Here is a 17,406-nt window from a genome sequence, read left to right on the forward strand (position 1 = left end):
CTGCTCTTCTAGACAGTAAAGCGATTAACCTCTAATTGCAGTTTATGGGCTTGCTCTGATAGCTCATGGCTCATTTGTTCATTTTGCTGTGCCATTTGTCCTGACTGCTCAGCAACATCACGGATTAATACGACATGCTTATTTACTTCTGTCGCCACCGCACTTTGCTCTTTAATGGCCATGGCAATTGCCGTGTTCATTTCCATAATAGTTGAAACATCTTGAGTGATCTCGACCAGCATTTGCCCTGCCGAATCTGCCTTTGTTGAGCTTTCATCACCTTGTACACGACAATCGGCCATGTGCTCAACAATTTGACGTGTGCGTTGTTGCAGTGAGGAAATAATCCCTTCAATCTCTTGCGTAGAATCTTGAGTACGGCTAGCAAGGGTTCTCACTTCATCGGCTACGACCGCAAAACCTCGTCCTTGTTCGCCAGCACGCGCAGCTTCAATCGCCGCGTTTAATGCTAATAAGTTGGTTTGCTCTGCAATACCACGAATAACATCAAGTACCGAACCTATAGTTTCACTGTCTTTTGCTAGCTCCTGCACTATCTGCTCAGAGTCTGCTAAGTTTTCTGATAATGCGCTAATTTGGCCTTTCGTATGATCAACACCTTGCTTACCCTGCGATGCATTTTCATTGGTAAGCTCCGCCTTATGCGCTGCTTCTTGCGTGTTGTTGGCTATTTCATCCACGGTTGCGACCATTTCAGTAACGGCTGTTGCTACCATATCCGTTTCTTGAATTTGTGACGCGACACCTTGGTTAGTAACACTAATATTGTTTGCTACCTGCTGTGTCGCATCATTAAGCGTAGTCACAGACTGGTTTACTTCAACAATCAAGTTGCGAAAGTTTTGTACCATGGTTTCAAACACTTTTGCCATCTCAGACAACTCATCATTGCCACTGGCATCAATCTCTATGGTTAAGTCGTTAGACTGTGAAATGGCCAACATCGATGTTTGTAAACGGCGGATAGAAGTGAGAACGCTCTTAGCGATATAGCTAGCGAAACCAATTGCCACAACGAGTATGATGAAAAACGCTATAAAAGCGAGGCGTTCAACAAAGCTTGTGTACTGGGCAACTTCGTCAGAGCTAATCGTTAATAAACGCTCTAAGATCTCGTCCACTCGATGGATACTCGCCCGCATTTCACCTTGAATACCTTGGTCAGGGGTTAAACCTAATTTACGCTGCTCATTGACTAGATTTACGAATGCGGTTTGATATGAATTTAGCAGCGTAACAATATTCGATTTCCGCTCCTGTTCGAAGGCACTTGCGCGCACCGCCTCAACTAACTTCGCGGTGTTGTTTTGTAAACGCGTTACGTACTTCTCGTCCAAACGCAGCATAAAATCTTTTTCGTTGCGACGTAGCTGTAACATGCCACTTAATAACTGGTAGTCATCTTTACCAATTAGGGTTTCAACGTCATGCACAGCACTACGCAGTGAGCCATATAAACCATCTTTGGGGTGCAAACCAATAACCTGTTGCGTATCGGCAAGCTCAGTAAATGCCTGTTCATAACTTGCCAACACACTTTGCATCGCGGTTGTTTCAGTACTTTCCAAGCCAAGTTCTTTAAATTCTCTTGCTAAAGAATCTACTTCGGCTTTGAGCTGTTGTGCACTGCTTTGGTACTTGTCTACATAAGCCATATCTTTGCGCGCAATAAAATCTTTTTCATGCCTGCGAAGCTGCAGCACATGACTTTCAATTTTGCCTATATGACGCGCAACTTGAATATTGTTTTCTAAGGACGAAATCGTAAAAGTTAGCAGCCAAAGCATAAATAACATGGCTACAACCGATATCGTTGTATTGAGCATTAATTTTCGTTTAATTAGCATCAACTATCCCCTGATACGACAAAATGGTAATAACTTTGTGAACTGAAAAGACACTGACAAGCCTAGTTTTCTTTCTTAATAATTGGACAAAATCATGCACTAAGCCAGAAATTGGTATTCAACTAGCTGAATTCTAATAAGAATAGTAGACAAACTTCTGTTAACAGTAATGCTAACTCGTGTTCACCTTGGGTACACAAGTTCAATAAGGTGTCAGCATATAATGATGCTACTGAAGCAAGAAAGAAGGGTATTGATTTACATCAGATAGCACTCGAAAAGTTTAGATATTATTTTACTGTTGACTTTAATTGGTTCTCGCGGCTTGCTAACGCTTAAAGTATTTAACTAAATCAGCTTCACAAATCGGCTTGCTAATAAAATAGCCTTGCACTGCATCGCAATTAAGCGTGCGCAGAATATCGAGCTGAGTTTGCGTTTCTACGCCCTCTGCCAATACGCGTTTGCCTAACCCATGCGATAAACGCACCATAGATTTAACAATGGTTAAGTCTGAATCATTCTCAGCCATTTCATTAACGAAACTGCGATCAATTTTAATTTTATCTATCGGCAAATTACGTAAATACGCCAGTGATGAATAGCCAGTACCGAAATCATCAATCGATACTTTTATCCCCATGGTTTGCAGCTCAACAATGGTATCCATTGCTGACTGTAAATCCGTCATTACCACATTTTCCGTAATCTCTAATTCAAGATAGTTTGGCGGAAGGTCATACCTAAGTAACAAAGTTTGAATTTTAGAAACGAATTTAGGGTCTTGGAACTCAACCGCAGTAATGTTCACCGCGACCGTTATCCAGCGATGATAGGCTTGATGCCAACGTGCAATAGCACGACAGGCTTTGTCCAACACATAGTTATCAAAGACACTATTAAGTGCCAATGCGTCAATATCGGGCAAGAAGCGATCAGGCGAAAGCAGACCATCCGTTGGATGATTCCAGCGAATTAATGCCTCTACCCCTTCAAGTTTATTAGTCAATAAGTTGAGCTGAGGTTGGAAATAGAGTTCAAATTCATCACGCTCCATTGCCAGCTTAATGGCTTTTTCCATGGCTAATAGATGACGACCTTGCACCTGCATATCATCACTGTACTGCTTGCTCGCTTCATTGCGTGATTCCGCATGGAAAAGTGCTAAGTTTGACAACTGCAATAGAGTTTCTGCGTTATCTGAATGCTCTGGATAAAAGCTGTAGCCAATGCTGCATTGCAACATTATGTCTTGCCCATCGTATTGATACGGGCGGGCAATTAATTCATGCAAATGGCTTAGGGCACGAGGAATTTGCTGGCGCTGCTCAAACTCGAATACATAAACAAATGAATCACCGCTTAAACGGCCAACAATTTGCGGCTGGAATAGGCTATCACGCAAGCGGCGAGCAATTTCACCCAAAATAAAATCGCCAGTTTTTAAGCCATAAGTATCATTAACAAACTTAAAGCGTTTAATATCCAGTAAAAAGATACTCAACTTTTTACCGTTTAAGCCAGCCGTACGCATTAGCTCTGGCATTTTCTCCATCACTTGCTCACGGTTTAACGAGCCGGTCAGTGAATCGTGTCGACCAAGATACTGTGCCTTATTCGTAGCTGATTTCGCTGTTGCTCGTTCAGCTCCTTGCATCCAAATTAACATGCTAAAACCAATCACCGCATGTGAGCCAATATCAAAGAAATTGAAGAAGCGAATAACGTGACTAAACCATACCTCAGCTATCATTACGGTTGATAACATCGAAAATACAAAATAGCGCAGCCCATAAATTACAAACGAGATTTGCATAATACGGCTTGAAACGTGGGCTGGCGGTGTGCGATAGCTAAAAAATGCCATGCCAATGTAGGCAATACCAAACAGAAATTGAGGCACTGTCTCCCGCATAAAGAAGCGATCATAAACATGCCCATCGGCAAAGGCGTAAATTAACGTTATCAGCCAAGCAAATAAAAAGCTTGCCCCTGTTATTGCAATAATATGCTTGCGAGCTAGGCTTTTCTGGGTTTGGGCGATATACAAGCCGATCAAAAACAAACTGACAAAAACAAAATAACTACTCTGATAAAGACCTTCTAGCAGTACTTGGCTAAAACTTGTAGGGGGTGACAAAGCAGTAAATGCTTTAACACACATAGTTAATTGGTTAGTAGTTAGCGCTTGTAAACTAAACTGCCAAAGCCTGACATGTTTACTACCGAATCCGCGATAGAATTGCCACAGTAAAAAGGAGAGAACGCCAAAGACAATTGCATTTGTCAGGTATAAAAATGTATTAGCAACTAACTGCTCGTTCATGAGCGCCTTGGCAAGAAAAACTACTTAGTTACTCATTTAATAGTGTTTTTTCTTTGATTTCAAGCAACAATCTTATTATAAACAAGACATTAACAATTGAGACTAGACGCGTTAACTCGCTATACTAAACTAACAATCAATAAGGCTACTCGCCATTCCACCCAGTTGAGAGACCATTATGGAATATAACACTTCAGAGTTATGTAATATTTACGCCGATCTTATCGATGTGTTAGAACCAATTTTTAGTAACTATGGTGGCCGTAACTCATTTGGTGGCCAAGTAGTTACCCTTAAATGTTTTGAAAATAACGGGTTAATTCACGAAGTACTGAGCCAAAACGGTGAAGGTAAAGTGCTTGTTATCGATGGTGGTGGCTCTACTCGCCGCGCGCTTATTGACATTGAAATTGCGGAATTAGCCGTTGAAAATAATTGGGAAGGCATTGTCTGTTATGGCAGTGTCCGCGATGTCGATGCCATTGAAGAGTTAGATTTAGGCATTCAAGGCCTAGTGTCAATTCCTGTTGGCGCGACCGATAGCGACGTAGGTGAAAGCGATTTGGCCATTAATTTTGCAGGTGTCACCTTCTTACCTGATGATCACATTTATGCCGACAATACCGGCGTGATTCTATCACCTGATCCGCTAGATATAGAATAGAGGCCAATCGAACAAGTACTGACCAAAATGACAACGAGGGCAGAAAAACAGCCCTCAAACAGTCGCCTCATCATCCATTCTCGCTCACAACTTAGTTGAGCTCATAACTTACTTGGGCTCATAAGAATAAGTGTTAAATATTCAAGGAGCTATTTCGAGTATGGGCTGACGGGTAGCGTTTAAACCAAGTTTCCGTCCAAGTCGCGATATCAGCTAATTGAATAGGTGGGCTCATCGCGTCGCCTTCAACCGCTTGTCCACCCATAGCTCGGTAATGCTCTAACCCTTGTTTACTGTTTACGTGGCTACCGACAAACGATAGTTTCATAGTTCTTGCCAAGCTCACCAATGAGTTGACAATCGCCTTTTCTGCACTGCCGGCTTCAGCCAAACATAACGGTTCGCAACTGATGTTTACTTGGTCGACAGACAATTTACGAATATAACGAAGCGACTCATAGCTGCCATCAAAATCGGCAATACAAATTTTCACTTCTAGCGCTTTTAGTTGATCGATCAAGTTTTTGGCTTGCTCACATGCCGCCTGCATAACTGGCTCACTCATTTGAATAACCAGATATTTAGCCGAAATATTGTAGGTCGCGATTTGTTGTTCAATGAATTCCGCTAAATCTGGTTCCAACAGCTTTTCGCTTAATACTGGAATGCCTATAGGTTGATAGATATTTAGCTTTTTCAATTCAAAGAGTGCTTTAAAGGCATGTACTATCATTTTCTTTGACAGCGTGAATATTTCGCCGCTTTGCTCGGCCACATCAATAAACGCCTCTAGTGGCAGGTTTTCACCATTGTAATACCATGTCGCAACTTGGCTAAAACCACGAATTTGGTGATTGCCAAGATCAATTTGCGGCAATAACTGGCACTGCACTTTGTCCTGCTGAATATCGAGTTTTAAGTGCTCCATTCGTTGCAATTGTTGATCGCTATGCAGCGCAACTTGTGCATCAAATTCTACCCATAGTGCATTGCGACGTTGGGCTTCCATCACAGCATCACCTGCATGCGCAATAACTTCAGCTAATGTTTGGCCATGCTCGTTGGTATAGGCAACACCGCAAGCTAGTTCAAAACGAAGGGAAAAGCTTTTAAAGCTCATCGCCGGCGGCACTGCGCCTGCTAACCTTCGACAAAGTTCATCAACAACAATTTCTTTACTATGGGTTATTTTGTTCAAATCCACTGCCAGCATAAAGTGTAAGCTCGGTAACCTTGCAAGCTTGGCATTAATATCTGAAAAGTCGAAGTTCATCAGATAATTGAGATCGGCAACTTCTCGTTTAAGGCAATATGCCAACTGGAGTAATAAGAGGTCTGAATTTTGATGACCTAACACACGGTTCACGTCGGTGAAGTTTTTTGGCTTAACCACAACCACAGCAAAATCGGTAAGCTGGTTTTGGAAGCTTAGCTGCTCGAAGCGTAAAATTGCTTGTTGATATGAAGGTAAATTCGTAGCGGGGTCATGCGTGAAGCTAAAAATTTGTTCATCAGTGAGTTGTTTAGCATTCACTTCTTTTTGCTCACTGATGAGCTGGTAAATACGTTGCACCAACTCCCAATTCGAATTGATTAGCGCCCCACAAAAACTTAATACAAAGCTAATAACTAACCATTCAAGCTCAACCTGAGCGTGTAAATAGAAGAAGATGACGCCGCAAAACATGCCCACCAGCAGCCATTGTCCAACAAGACGAATTACATGCTCAGGTGCTATTTTTGCCATCATGGCAATTTGCACTGCGCCGGTAAACAACACCAGCGCCACAAACGCTAGCCAACCAATGTATGCATCAATACTCGGGATTAACCAAATGGTGCCAATATAAATAACACTGGCGGCAATCAGTACCTTCTCACCCAGTTTAACGTGAGCAAAATATTCGCTTTCATGATCCACAAACAGCATGTTTGTACTTGCAAATGACCATAAATACACCAAGGCAATACTGGTGATAGCAAAGCTCAGCACCGCTGGCGCTTGATTGTCTGTTAAATAATTTAATGAATAGAGAAAGCCAAGTGCGCTAAGCATTAACGCGCTAAAGTACCACCATGGGTTAGGCACTAACCGACGCACCAGCAACACGACCAATAACATTGGCAGGCTAAGGCCCAGTACAAAGGCAATATTAAAATCAATAAACGTAAATGAATGGGATATAACGCTTGTGCCATCAACTTCGGTGGCTAAAAGAGGAGTACTAGCCGACGCAGAAAAGCTCAATAAACCCATAACGAAAAGCATTGACCACAGTTGGCAACAAAGTGAAACCAAAGAAGCAGGGGTAAGTTTTGCAACTAACCTTTGATAAACTGAACGACCACTTAACAAATCCATCTTCCATCAAACACTTAACTTAGCCTTGTCGATAAGTCTAGACTAATCAAATGCATTAAATTTGTACAGTGGTCATTCGGCGATGCCTTTTAGCTTTAGTTATTTTACTTTTTCACCATTAATAAATAACGCTGACAATGGGTTAACACCAAACTGATAGCAAAGTTCCGCTGGCTGGTTAATGTTCCACAGGGCGATATCGGCATCAAACCCTACTTTGAGCTGACCTTTGGAGTTAGCTAAGCCTAGCGCCTTGGCACCATGGCAAGTTACCCCAGCTAACGCTTCTGCAGGCGTTAAACGGAACAAAGTACACGCCATATTTAGCATTAAGGTTAGGGAAGAAAATGGTGATGTTCCTGGATTTACGTCTGTGGCGACAGCCATCGCAACCCCGTGTTTTCTGAGCAATTCAATGGGCGGTAATTGTGTTTCACGAAGAAAATAAAAGGCACCAGGTAATAGCACTGCCGTCATGCCAGCATGTGCCATCGCTTTAATGCCTGCTTCGTCCAGAAACTCAATATGATCAGACGACAGCGCGCCATAACTTGCTGCTAATTCACTTGCCCCTAAATTAGATAATTGCTCTGCATGTACTTTAGTTGCTAAGTTATGCTGTTTGGCTGCATCAAAGACTTGTTTTGTTTGCGCTAACGTAAAACCCACACTTTCACAGAATACGTCAACAGCGTCTGCTAAACCCTGCTGTGCAACTGCAGGCAACATTTCATTGCAAACCAGCTCAATATATTCATCTGCCCTGCCTTGAAATTCGACAGGCAAGGCATGCGCACCAAGGAAAGTTCGTTGAACATTAACCGGAAACTGCTCAGCTAACTCGCCCACAGCGCGCAGCATTTTGATTTCTGTTTGAGTATCTAAGCCATAGCCAGACTTAACTTCAACGGTTGACACACCTTGTTCGAAAAGCGCTGCTAACCTCGGTTTAGCTAGCTCGACTAATTCCGCTTGCGAAGCGCTGCGGGTGGCTGCGACTGTTGAGACAATACCGCCGCCAGCTTTGGCAATTTCTTCGTAACTTTTACCTTGTAAACGCATTTCAAATTCGTTGGCACGGCTTCCACCAAACACCAAATGCGTATGACAGTCTATCAGCCCAGGTGTCAACCATTTGCCCTGACCATCAATGACGGTTAGCTGCTTAGCATCATAGCTTGGTAGATCAGCCATTGCGCCCAACCAAGCTATTTTGCCATTCGCAATTGCTAATGCGCCGCCTTTAATCTCACCATAGCCGTTACCGCCTTCAGTCATAGTGGCGATGTTGACGTTTGTAATAAGTTGCTGCCAGTGACTTGCTGTCATTATCTTCATCTTCTCTTCATCAAAAGTTGCGGCTGTTTGCTCCAAAGCCCATATGCCAAGCATATCTGTAACAGCGCTATCATTTATTCGAACTATAGTTGAACAATAAAATCGACACAATACTTGTATATACAAGTATTGTTATTTTTTTGAAAACATGAGATTGTATATACAAGTTAAATTTATCGACTACAGTACGTATCGTTATGGCGACCAGCAAAGGGATGACAACCACTAAGTTTGGCATCATCAAACAGTTTATTTTAAATAAGATCGAATCTGGCCAATGGCCGCAGCATGCCAAAGTACCATCAGAAAATGAGCTTGCTGAACAGTTTACTGTTAGCCGTATGACGGCGCGTCGAGCCTTACAAGAATTGACCGAGCAAGGGGTGCTGGTGCGCTCGCAAGGGGCTGGCACCTTTGTTGCCACTTTTAAATCACAATCGTCGCTATTAGAAATCAAGAATATCGCGGAAGAAGTACAATCACGCGGACACGAATATCAAGCCAAACAACTGGTGCTGGCGTCGGTTAGCGTTGATGAAGAAATCGCAATTCTGCTGGCCTGCCAACCAGGCGACAAGGTGTTTTATTCTGAAGTACTGCACCTAGAAAATAACCAGCCTATTCAACTAGAGCAGCGCTATGTCAGCAGTGCCTTAGTGCCGAATTATTTGGCACAAGACTTTAATCAAATCACACCACACGAATTTTTATCATCGGTTGCGCCACTAACCGAAGCAACCCATGAAATTGAAGCTGTGTTGGCAAGCGAATCGGTTTGCCAACAATTAAATATTACTCACCACCAGCCTTGTTTAAGAGTTAGACGACGTACTTGGGCGCGCCAAGGGGTGGTGAGTGTCGCTATTTTAACGTCGCCGGGTGATAAATATCGCCTCGGCGGCCATATTGTTATTAACGATTAGCCAAGCGCTGGTGTTAATAGCCATTACACATTTATAGGAGCCGACCATGTCGAATGATCCTCGCCTAGACAAAAACCGCAAGATTAAAGCGGCAACAGGCAGCGAAATTACCGCAAAAAGCTGGTTAACCGAAGCAGCTAAGCGCATGCTAATGAACAACTTAGATGATGAAGTAGCTGAACACCCACAATCACTAGTAGTTTATGGTGGTATTGGCCGTGCCGCTCGCAACTGGGCATGCTACGACAAGATTGTCGAGACCTTAGATCGTTTAGAAGACGATGAAACCTTACTGGTGCAATCGGGCAAGCCAGTTGGTGTTTTTCGCACCCACAGCGATGCACCACGAGTATTAATTGCCAACTCTAACCTAGTACCAAACTGGGGCAATTGGGAGCACTTCAACGAGCTCGATAAGCAGGGCTTAATGATGTACGGCCAAATGACCGCGGGCTCTTGGGTTTACATTGGCTCACAAGGTATTGTTCAAGGAACTTACGAAACTTTTGTCGCCATGGCAAAACAACATTTTGGTGGTGACGCCAAAGGTAAGTGGGTACTTACTGGCGGCCTTGGTGGTATGGGTGGTGCACAGCCACTAGCTGCAACTATGGCCGGTTACAGCGCATTAGTGGTTGAGTGTGACGAATCACGCATCGATTTTCGCTTAAAAACTCGCTACGTCGATAAAAAAGCAACAAGCTTAGACGAAGCGTTAGACATCATTAACACCGCATGTGCTAAGGGTGAAGCTATCTCTGTTGGCTTACTGGGTAACGCCGCTGATGTTTTCCCTGAGCTAGTAAAACGTGGCATCACACCAGATGTAGTAACCGACCAAACCTCAGCACACGATCCACTAAACGGTTACCTACCGCAAGGTTGGAGCATGGAGCACGCGGCCGCAATGCGCCAGCAAGACGAAGCAGCAGTCGTCAAAGCAGCGAAGCAATCAATGGCAGTGCAAGTACAGGCGATGCTAGATTTACAAGCCGCCGGTGCTGCAACAACTGACTACGGTAACAATATTCGCCAAATGGCATTGGAAGAAGGCGTTACCAATGCCTTTGATTTCCCGGGTTTTGTACCTGCCTATGTGCGCCCATTATTCTGCGAAGGTATTGGCCCATTCCGTTGGGTTGCATTGTCAGGTGATCCAGAAGATATCTACAAAACCGACCAGAAAGTTAAAGAACTGATCCCAGATAACCCACACTTACACAACTGGTTAGATATGGCGAAAGAGCGTATTGCATTCCAAGGTTTGCCAGCACGTATTTGTTGGGTTGGCTTAAAAGATCGCGCTCGCTTAGCACTAGCCTTCAATGAAATGGTTAAAAATGGCGAGCTAAAAGCGCCAGTAGTGATTGGCCGAGATCACTTAGACTCTGGCTCAGTTGCCTCACCAAATCGCGAAACCGAAAGCATGTTAGACGGCTCTGATGCAGTTTCTGACTGGCCATTATTGAACGCCCTATTATCAACTTCTGGCGGTGCCACTTGGGTTAGCTTACATCACGGTGGTGGTGTTGGCATGGGCTTTAGCCAACATGCTGGTGTGGTGATTGTTGCAGATGGCACAGATGAAGCCGCCACGCGCTTAGGCCGTGTTTTATGGAACGATCCGGGCACTGGCGTGATGCGCCATGCCGATGCTGGTTACGATATCGCGATCAAATGCGCACAAGAGCAAGGCTTAGACTTGCCAATGATTGACGGTGCTAATGGCAAGCCACGCGCTTAACAATAAATTACTAGTAATCAGCACCTTTAAAAGCTGCTATATAAGCTTGTTATTGAGGCTGATGTAAAAAGTTATCTAGCTTGAGCAGCTCTGGCGGTCATCAATAAGATGTCGCCAGACTTGTTCATTTTTATCGCTACAGAATTAGAGGTAAGACAATGTCTGTCATTACTGAACTCAACATTATTCCCGGCCAACTGAGCTTGGCGCAATTACGTGCGGTTGCCAAATATGATGGCATCCACTACACCCTTGATGAATCTGCCTTTGACGCCATTAATCAAAGTGCCCAAGCGGTGCAAGAGGTGATTGAAAAAGACCAAGTGGTTTACGGCATCAACACTGGTTTTGGCTTACTGGCCAGCACTCGCATCAAGAAAGAAGAATTAGAACTGCTGCAAAAATCAATCGTGCTATCGCATTCATCAGGTTTTGGTGAATATATGGAAGATGCCACAGTACGCTTAATGATGGTGCTAAAAATTAACTCTTTAGCTCGCGGTTTTTCAGGCATCCGCTTGCCTGTGATTCAAGCATTAATCACTTTGCTTAACGCTGAAGTTTACCCGTGTGTTCCGAAAAAAGGCTCAGTTGGCGCTTCTGGCGATTTAGCACCGCTTTCACATATGGTATTGCCTTTATTGGGTGAAGGTGAAATGTCTTACCAAGACCAAGTGATTCCAGCTGCTGAAGGCTTAAAAATCGCGGGCCTTGAGCCAGTTACCTTAGCAGCGAAAGAAGGCTTAGCGCTACTAAACGGCACGCAAGCATCAACCGCATTTGCACTCGAAGGCTTATTTTACGCAGAAGATTTATTTGCTGCTGGTGTTGCTATTGGCGCTATGTCAGTGGAAGCGGCAATGGGCTCACGTGCACCGTTTGATGATCGCGTTCATCAAGTACGTGGTCAAAAAGGCCAAATTGATGCGGCTCGTGCCTACCGCGAAATCTTAGGGGACAGCTCTGAGATCGGCCAATCGCATATGGACTGTGAAAAAGTGCAAGATCCCTACTCACTGCGCTGTCAGCCGCAAGTGATGGGTGCGTGTTTAACACAAATTCGCCAAGCAGCGGAAGTGTTACATGTGGAAGCCAATGGCGTAACAGACAACCCGCTGGTATTTGCCAACGAAGGTGACTTTATCTCTGCTGGTAACTTCCACGCTGAGCCGGTTGCCATGGCGGCGGATAATTTAGCGCTGGCGATTGCGGAAATTGGCTCATTGTCAGAGCGCCGTATGGCTCTGCTAATCGATGCTCATCTCAGCAAATTACCGGCATTCTTAGTAGAAAATGGCGGCGTAAACTCAGGCTTTATGATCGCACAAGTGACCTCAGCGGCATTAGCATCAGAAAACAAAACCCTTGCCCACCCTGCCTCGGTCGATAGCTTACCAACGTCTGCCAACCAAGAAGATCATGTTTCCATGGCTGCGTTTGCGGGTCGACGCTTAGCGGATATGGCGGAAAATACCAACGGCGTATTAGCGGTTGAATTACTGGCTGCTGCACAAGGCTTAGACTTTAGAACCCCACTGAAAGGATCTGACAAAGTTGAAGCGGCAAAAGCCATTATTCGCGAATATGTCCCTTACTATGATAAAGACAGATACTTCGCACCTGACATCGCAGAAGCTTCAGGCTGTATTGCTGAAGGTGATTTTAACTACCTGATCCCTGCCGATATTTTGCCAAGCTTTTAGTAATTGGGATGCATTACAAAGCTAAGCTTTGTATTTAAAAGTGAAGCCGTTGGTAATGAATTACCAGCGGCTTTTTATACTTTCATTTTATACTCTTTTACCTAGTACCACCGCACTTAGAAAAACATAATAAAGCTCATAAGATAAGCTAGTTCGCTTCTACTCCTAAACCTTTAAGCTAAACCATTGAAGCTAAGTCATTGAACTAATGACTAAATCAATACGCTTGTCATAATGCTGTCGGCATTTTGTCGTACAGTATTGGTTTACTTTTTTAGCCTGAACAACAAAATTGATTAAAATCAGATTAATGCGCTAACTGGTTGCCAGCTAAGCCACTTTCCCCTTATATTAATCGCCTCCACCTTGAGTAGGCTTTACAAGGAAAACGGACGCAGTAGTTCATGGAAATTTCCGAGTTATTACATCAACAAGATGATCAGCCCTCTGGCTCACCGGCATGGATGGCGACTTTTGCCGATCTGATGTCATTATTGATGTGCTTTTTTGTCTTGCTCTTGTCCTATTCTGAAATGGATGTGCTTAAGTTCAAGCAAATTGCTGGTTCAATGAAAATGGCCTTTGGTGTACAAAATCAAATTGAGCTACAAGATATCCCCAAAGGTACCAGTATTATTGCGCAGGAATTTTCACCCGGCGAGCCAACTCCTTCACCCATTAATACCATTACCCAGCATACGATTGCTGCCACAGAGCAATCGTTAAAAGTAACACCGGGTGATCAAGACGCCTCAGGGCTTAAGCGAAAAGCTCAAGAAGAAGCGGCAAAGCGCGAGCAAGAGGCGCAGCTCAAACGCATTAATCAACAGCTCGCCCAATATATTGAAGACGGCGCACTGGAAACCGAAGCGCTAGGTCAGCAAATTATTATTCGGATTAAAGAAAATGGCGCTTTTGCCTCTGGCTCTCCTTATCTGCAAGCTAAGTTTAAGCCAGTGGTGATGAAAATAGCCGAGACCATTGAAGCTATTCCAGGTCATATCAGCATTTCGGGCCATACCGATAATTTAGGTGTTGCAAGTGATATGTATGCCAGCAATTTTGATCTATCCGCTCAGCGGGCATTAGCAGTGGCTCACCAAATGGCGAAATCAGATACCTTCGACTCTTCCCGTACCTCAGTCACTGGGCATGGCAGTAATCGGCCACTGGTACCGAACTCAACGAAAGTAAATCGACGCAAGAACCGTCGTGTAGAAATCGCCATTTTACAAGGTGAAACACTGACCACCGAGCGAATTAACTTACTCTCGGAAGCTCACTAGTGTTCGCTGATAAACGAGTTTGCTCGGCGTAGCAATTTTTTCAACTTAACGTTTATTCTCAGAATGACAAACAAGGAACTATTATGGATTTAGGTGCAGTTGGCGGCGTATTACTGATTATTGTCGCCATCTTTTCCGGATTGTTTTTAGCCAACGCGCCGATGGACACCTATGTGAATGCGCCATCGATATTTATCGTTTTTGTCGGTACCTTTGGCGCGGTATTGCTCAGCCATCGACCAAAAACCTTTTTTAGCTCACTACAGAATATTCGCCATGCGTTTTCACTGACTACCACCAATGTCATTGAAACCATTGAAAGCTGTATTGAACTGGCCGATAAAACCCGTAAGGGGGGCTTTTTAGCGTTAGAAGAAAGCGATGTTGACGATCCTTTCCTAGCTAAAGCGAAAACCATGTTAGTCGACGGTCACTCAGAAGAAGCGGTAAATCTTGCACTGACCAAAGAGATATACCTAACCAAAGAGCGCAACCAGCAATCTATTAAAGTACTGCGCTCGTTTTCAGATATTGCGCCAGCGATGGGCATGATAGGTACACTGATTGGCTTGGTGGATATGTTGATTGCCATGGAAGACCCTAAGTCAATTGGCCCAGCTATGGCGGTTGCCTTATTAACCACACTTTACGGTGCCTTAATTGCCAATGGTATTACTACACCACTTGCCAATAAGTTATCTGAGCGTAGTGACGAAATTTTGATGCATCAGTCATTGATCAAAGACGCGATATTAAAAATGATGGCAGGTGATAACCCGCGGGTGATGTTTGATTACCTGCAAACTTATATTGATGAGAAACTACGTCGGCCACAAGAAGCGGTTGCAGAAATTGTAAAAGAGGCGTAAAAGCAGGCGCAAGCTAGGCATTTTTTGAATTTTCGTCATTACTCGCAAGTTATTGTAAATTAAGCATTGTCATATCATTGTCGCTATAATGACGTAACGTATTTCTTTCTTTTCCTCAAGCTGAGCAGCAAGGTAGCAACTGGAAATTGATGTTGCAGCTTTGGAGTGTAAGTTATGCAAATTTCACCGGAAAAAATTAAATATTTCCGCAAAGAAAATGGCTGGTCACAAGATGTACTGGCAAAAGCGTCTGGCTTAAGTTTACGAACAATTCAACGACTGGAAAAAGACGGTAACGCTTCAAGCGAAACACTATTGTCGGTGGCCGCCGCCCTTAACAAACCACAAAACGAGCTACTTCATATTTCCGAACAAATTGAAACCTTATGGAAGTGGAGAAGTATTATGCAGAATGTTATTGCACTTATAGTGATTATTGGCGCTATCGGAATGTTGTTTGTGCTTGGCGGCGAACTTGGGATGTTTGCCGATCATTACAGCGCCTTGTTCTTAACGTTGTTTACTTATGCTTGTTCGGTCGTCGCATTTGGGCCACATGGTTTTATTAAATCGATTACGGGTTTGAAGTATTTGTTTTCTGAAAATGTTCCCGTCAGCAGTTATACCACTCACCTTGCTTATATCTATAAAAAACAACTGGTGTTTACCTATGCTGGCTCATTTATCGCCTTTATTACAGGGGCTATTGCAATTCTCTCCAACCAAGCAAGTATCGAGTCGTTAGCGGCATTTAATACCGCCTGGGCAGTATGTATTCTCATTGTGCTTTATGCCGCTATTGTCGCTGAAGGTGTATTTAGACCACTCATTGCTAAACTCGATGCAACGCAGTTGATGGCTGAAATAAAGCCAAACTAAAGCCTCAGGTCTGGATAAGACAAAACAAGAATAAGTAAAGGTTAGCTGTGTTCCTGTGCCTTGTTTCCCGAACTCAGCTCCCTCAGACCTTTATCTGGGAGCCAACACAGCTAATCTATTAACAAAAAACCAATCGAAAGAATCATTGAGATAGAGCATAAGATCAGCACAGGCTCACGAATTGCCATTTGCCCCTTGCGATAACAAGCAAGGCCTTGTTCAACTAGCGCATAAATCATTAGGCTTAATGCGGCAGTAATAACATGAGTAGCAATTGTTCGAAGCTCGACTGCTTGCTGCCAAAAAAACGTAATACCATGTTCATTCACGTAGAACAGGTTAAGTACGGATATATGAGCAAATATCACAAGAAAAAAGCAAGTGTAGCGAATTCGTTTAGTTTTCATCTGACGTTTAATTAGCGTTTGAGGTTAAACCGTCGAGCAAGGCCATTCGGTTAGTGTCGGTTTGCTTGAGCTAGCAATAGTTCAATAAAAGCAATTTGGTAATAAGCAGTGATTATATCAATTGCCTAGCATCACTGTGAATCAGAATCTAACCAAGCCAGTAAATCTGGCCACAGAAGTTGTTGACCTAGCTGCTGGTACTTTTCCCCTGAGACGATTCGCAACAATTGCTCTTGCTCTTCACTAAAATTTGGGGACGCTAACTTCTGCTGCTGACAGGCTGCTTGATAGAATATTTCACGACTTGGGTGATTTGAGCTGACCACGTTAAAAATGCCGTTAATTTGCTGATGGCTAATCATTGTAATTATCGCGTTTACCACATCGGCTTGATGCACTAAATTTACTGGTGTACGCGGGTTAGCTACCGCTTGTTTACCTGCCATAAAGCGGGCTGGGTGCCTTTTCGGGCCAACTAAACCCGCTAGTCGTAACACACACACATTGCTGATACCCGTCAACACCGCTTGCTCAGCTTGGTGCAACAATGCAACCTTTGGCGAACCAAGCATTAACGCACTTTGCTCATCAACCTGCCCCGCTAACCCTTGATAAATCCCCGTACTACTGAGCAGTATTACTCGTTCAATGTGATACTGCTTTGCCAAGTTCACAAGTTGCGTGACGTGATCTGGGTAGGCCATCGAACCTTGTTTAAACTGAGGCGTGATACAAATAACCATGGTGTCAATGTCTGCTAACCACTGATAATCGCTAATAGACTGATTGCTAGGTTCAGAGCTAGATTTAGAGCTAGGTTCAACGTTCGTTTCAGTATTCGTCTCGGTGCTGGAATCAAAGCACGCAAGCGGTAATTTTAGCAGCCTTGCTTGACAGCCAAGTGCTGTAAGCTCATCAATTTTGTCAGGATTAGTCGTTGTCGCTGTTACGCCAATATTCTTGGTGAGAAGTTTACGCGTCAACGCTTGTCCAACCCAGCCACAACCAATAATAGCAACCTGCTGCTTACTCATCAT

At 43.8% G+C, this 17,406-nt stretch carries 13 protein-coding genes; 7 read left to right on the forward strand and 6 right to left on the reverse strand.

Annotation, left to right across the window (positions count from 1 at the left end):
- Nucleotides 1-8 precede the first annotated feature (8 nt).
- Both ACSLUR_RS18225 and ACSLUR_RS18230 read right to left on the reverse strand, forming a co-directional pair.
- The gene (locus ACSLUR_RS18225) at nt 9-1,868 is read right to left on the reverse strand and encodes a HAMP domain-containing methyl-accepting chemotaxis protein (protein WP_448556718.1); all 1,860 of its coding nucleotides are present in this window, start codon (nt 1,866-1,868) and stop codon (nt 9-11) included.
- A gap of 328 nt (nt 1,869-2,196) precedes the next feature.
- Nucleotides 2,197-4,194, reverse strand: a complete 1,998-nt coding sequence (locus ACSLUR_RS18230) for a putative bifunctional diguanylate cyclase/phosphodiesterase (protein WP_448556719.1) — start codon at nt 4,192-4,194, stop codon at nt 2,197-2,199.
- Nucleotides 4,195-4,372: 178 nt separating this feature from the next.
- Between ACSLUR_RS18230 and rraA the strand changes: the two genes are divergently transcribed.
- On the forward strand, nt 4,373-4,858 hold the full coding sequence (rraA, locus tag ACSLUR_RS18235) for a ribonuclease E activity regulator RraA (RefSeq protein WP_448556720.1): 486 nt from the start codon (nt 4,373-4,375) through the stop codon (nt 4,856-4,858).
- Between the two features lie 133 nt (nt 4,859-4,991).
- On the opposite strand, the gene ACSLUR_RS18240 is transcribed toward rraA, so the two are convergent.
- A complete protein-coding gene (locus tag ACSLUR_RS18240; protein ID WP_448556721.1) occupies nt 4,992-7,220 on the reverse strand; it encodes an EAL domain-containing protein in 2,229 nt (742 codons plus the stop codon).
- Nucleotides 7,221-7,319: 99 nt separating this feature from the next.
- Nucleotides 7,320-8,549, reverse strand: a complete 1,230-nt coding sequence (hutI, locus tag ACSLUR_RS18245; protein WP_448556722.1) for an imidazolonepropionase — start codon at nt 8,547-8,549, stop codon at nt 7,320-7,322.
- 224 nt (nt 8,550-8,773) lie between these two features.
- Here hutI and hutC point away from each other — a divergent pair, with 224 nt between their 5' ends.
- The 6 genes from hutC (at nt 8,774) to ACSLUR_RS18275 (ending at nt 15,962) form a co-directional block, all read left to right on the forward strand.
- Nucleotides 8,774-9,481: a histidine utilization transcriptional repressor HutC gene (gene hutC / locus ACSLUR_RS18250; RefSeq protein WP_448556754.1), complete on the forward strand. Its 708-nt coding sequence runs from the start codon at nt 8,774-8,776 to the stop codon at nt 9,479-9,481.
- A 46-nt stretch (nt 9,482-9,527) separates the two neighbouring features.
- Nucleotides 9,528-11,225, forward strand: a complete 1,698-nt coding sequence (gene hutU, locus ACSLUR_RS18255; RefSeq protein WP_448556723.1) for a urocanate hydratase — start codon at nt 9,528-9,530, stop codon at nt 11,223-11,225.
- Nucleotides 11,226-11,383: 158 nt separating this feature from the next.
- Nucleotides 11,384-12,928, forward strand: a complete 1,545-nt coding sequence (gene hutH, locus ACSLUR_RS18260; protein ID WP_448556724.1) for a histidine ammonia-lyase — start codon at nt 11,384-11,386, stop codon at nt 12,926-12,928.
- Nucleotides 12,929-13,332: 404 nt separating this feature from the next.
- Complete coding sequence (locus tag ACSLUR_RS18265) at nt 13,333-14,214, forward strand: flagellar motor protein MotB (protein WP_448556725.1); 882 nt, start codon at nt 13,333-13,335, stop codon at nt 14,212-14,214.
- An 83-nt stretch (nt 14,215-14,297) separates the two neighbouring features.
- Complete coding sequence (locus ACSLUR_RS18270) at nt 14,298-15,083, forward strand: MotA/TolQ/ExbB proton channel family protein (protein WP_181901530.1); 786 nt, start codon at nt 14,298-14,300, stop codon at nt 15,081-15,083.
- A 174-nt stretch (nt 15,084-15,257) separates the two neighbouring features.
- The gene (locus ACSLUR_RS18275) at nt 15,258-15,962 is read left to right on the forward strand and encodes a helix-turn-helix domain-containing protein (RefSeq protein WP_448556726.1); all 705 of its coding nucleotides are present in this window, start codon (nt 15,258-15,260) and stop codon (nt 15,960-15,962) included.
- Nucleotides 15,963-16,072: 110 nt separating this feature from the next.
- Here the strand turns inward: ACSLUR_RS18275 and ACSLUR_RS18280 are convergent, their stop codons facing one another.
- Nucleotides 16,073-16,369, reverse strand: coding sequence for a hypothetical protein (locus ACSLUR_RS18280; RefSeq protein ID WP_448556727.1), 297 nt, complete (start codon nt 16,367-16,369; stop codon nt 16,073-16,075).
- Between the two features lie 131 nt (nt 16,370-16,500).
- Complete coding sequence (locus ACSLUR_RS18285; RefSeq protein WP_448556728.1) at nt 16,501-17,406, reverse strand: NAD(P)-binding domain-containing protein; 906 nt, start codon at nt 17,404-17,406, stop codon at nt 16,501-16,503.

This window comes from Thalassotalea montiporae (assembly GCF_053485855.1).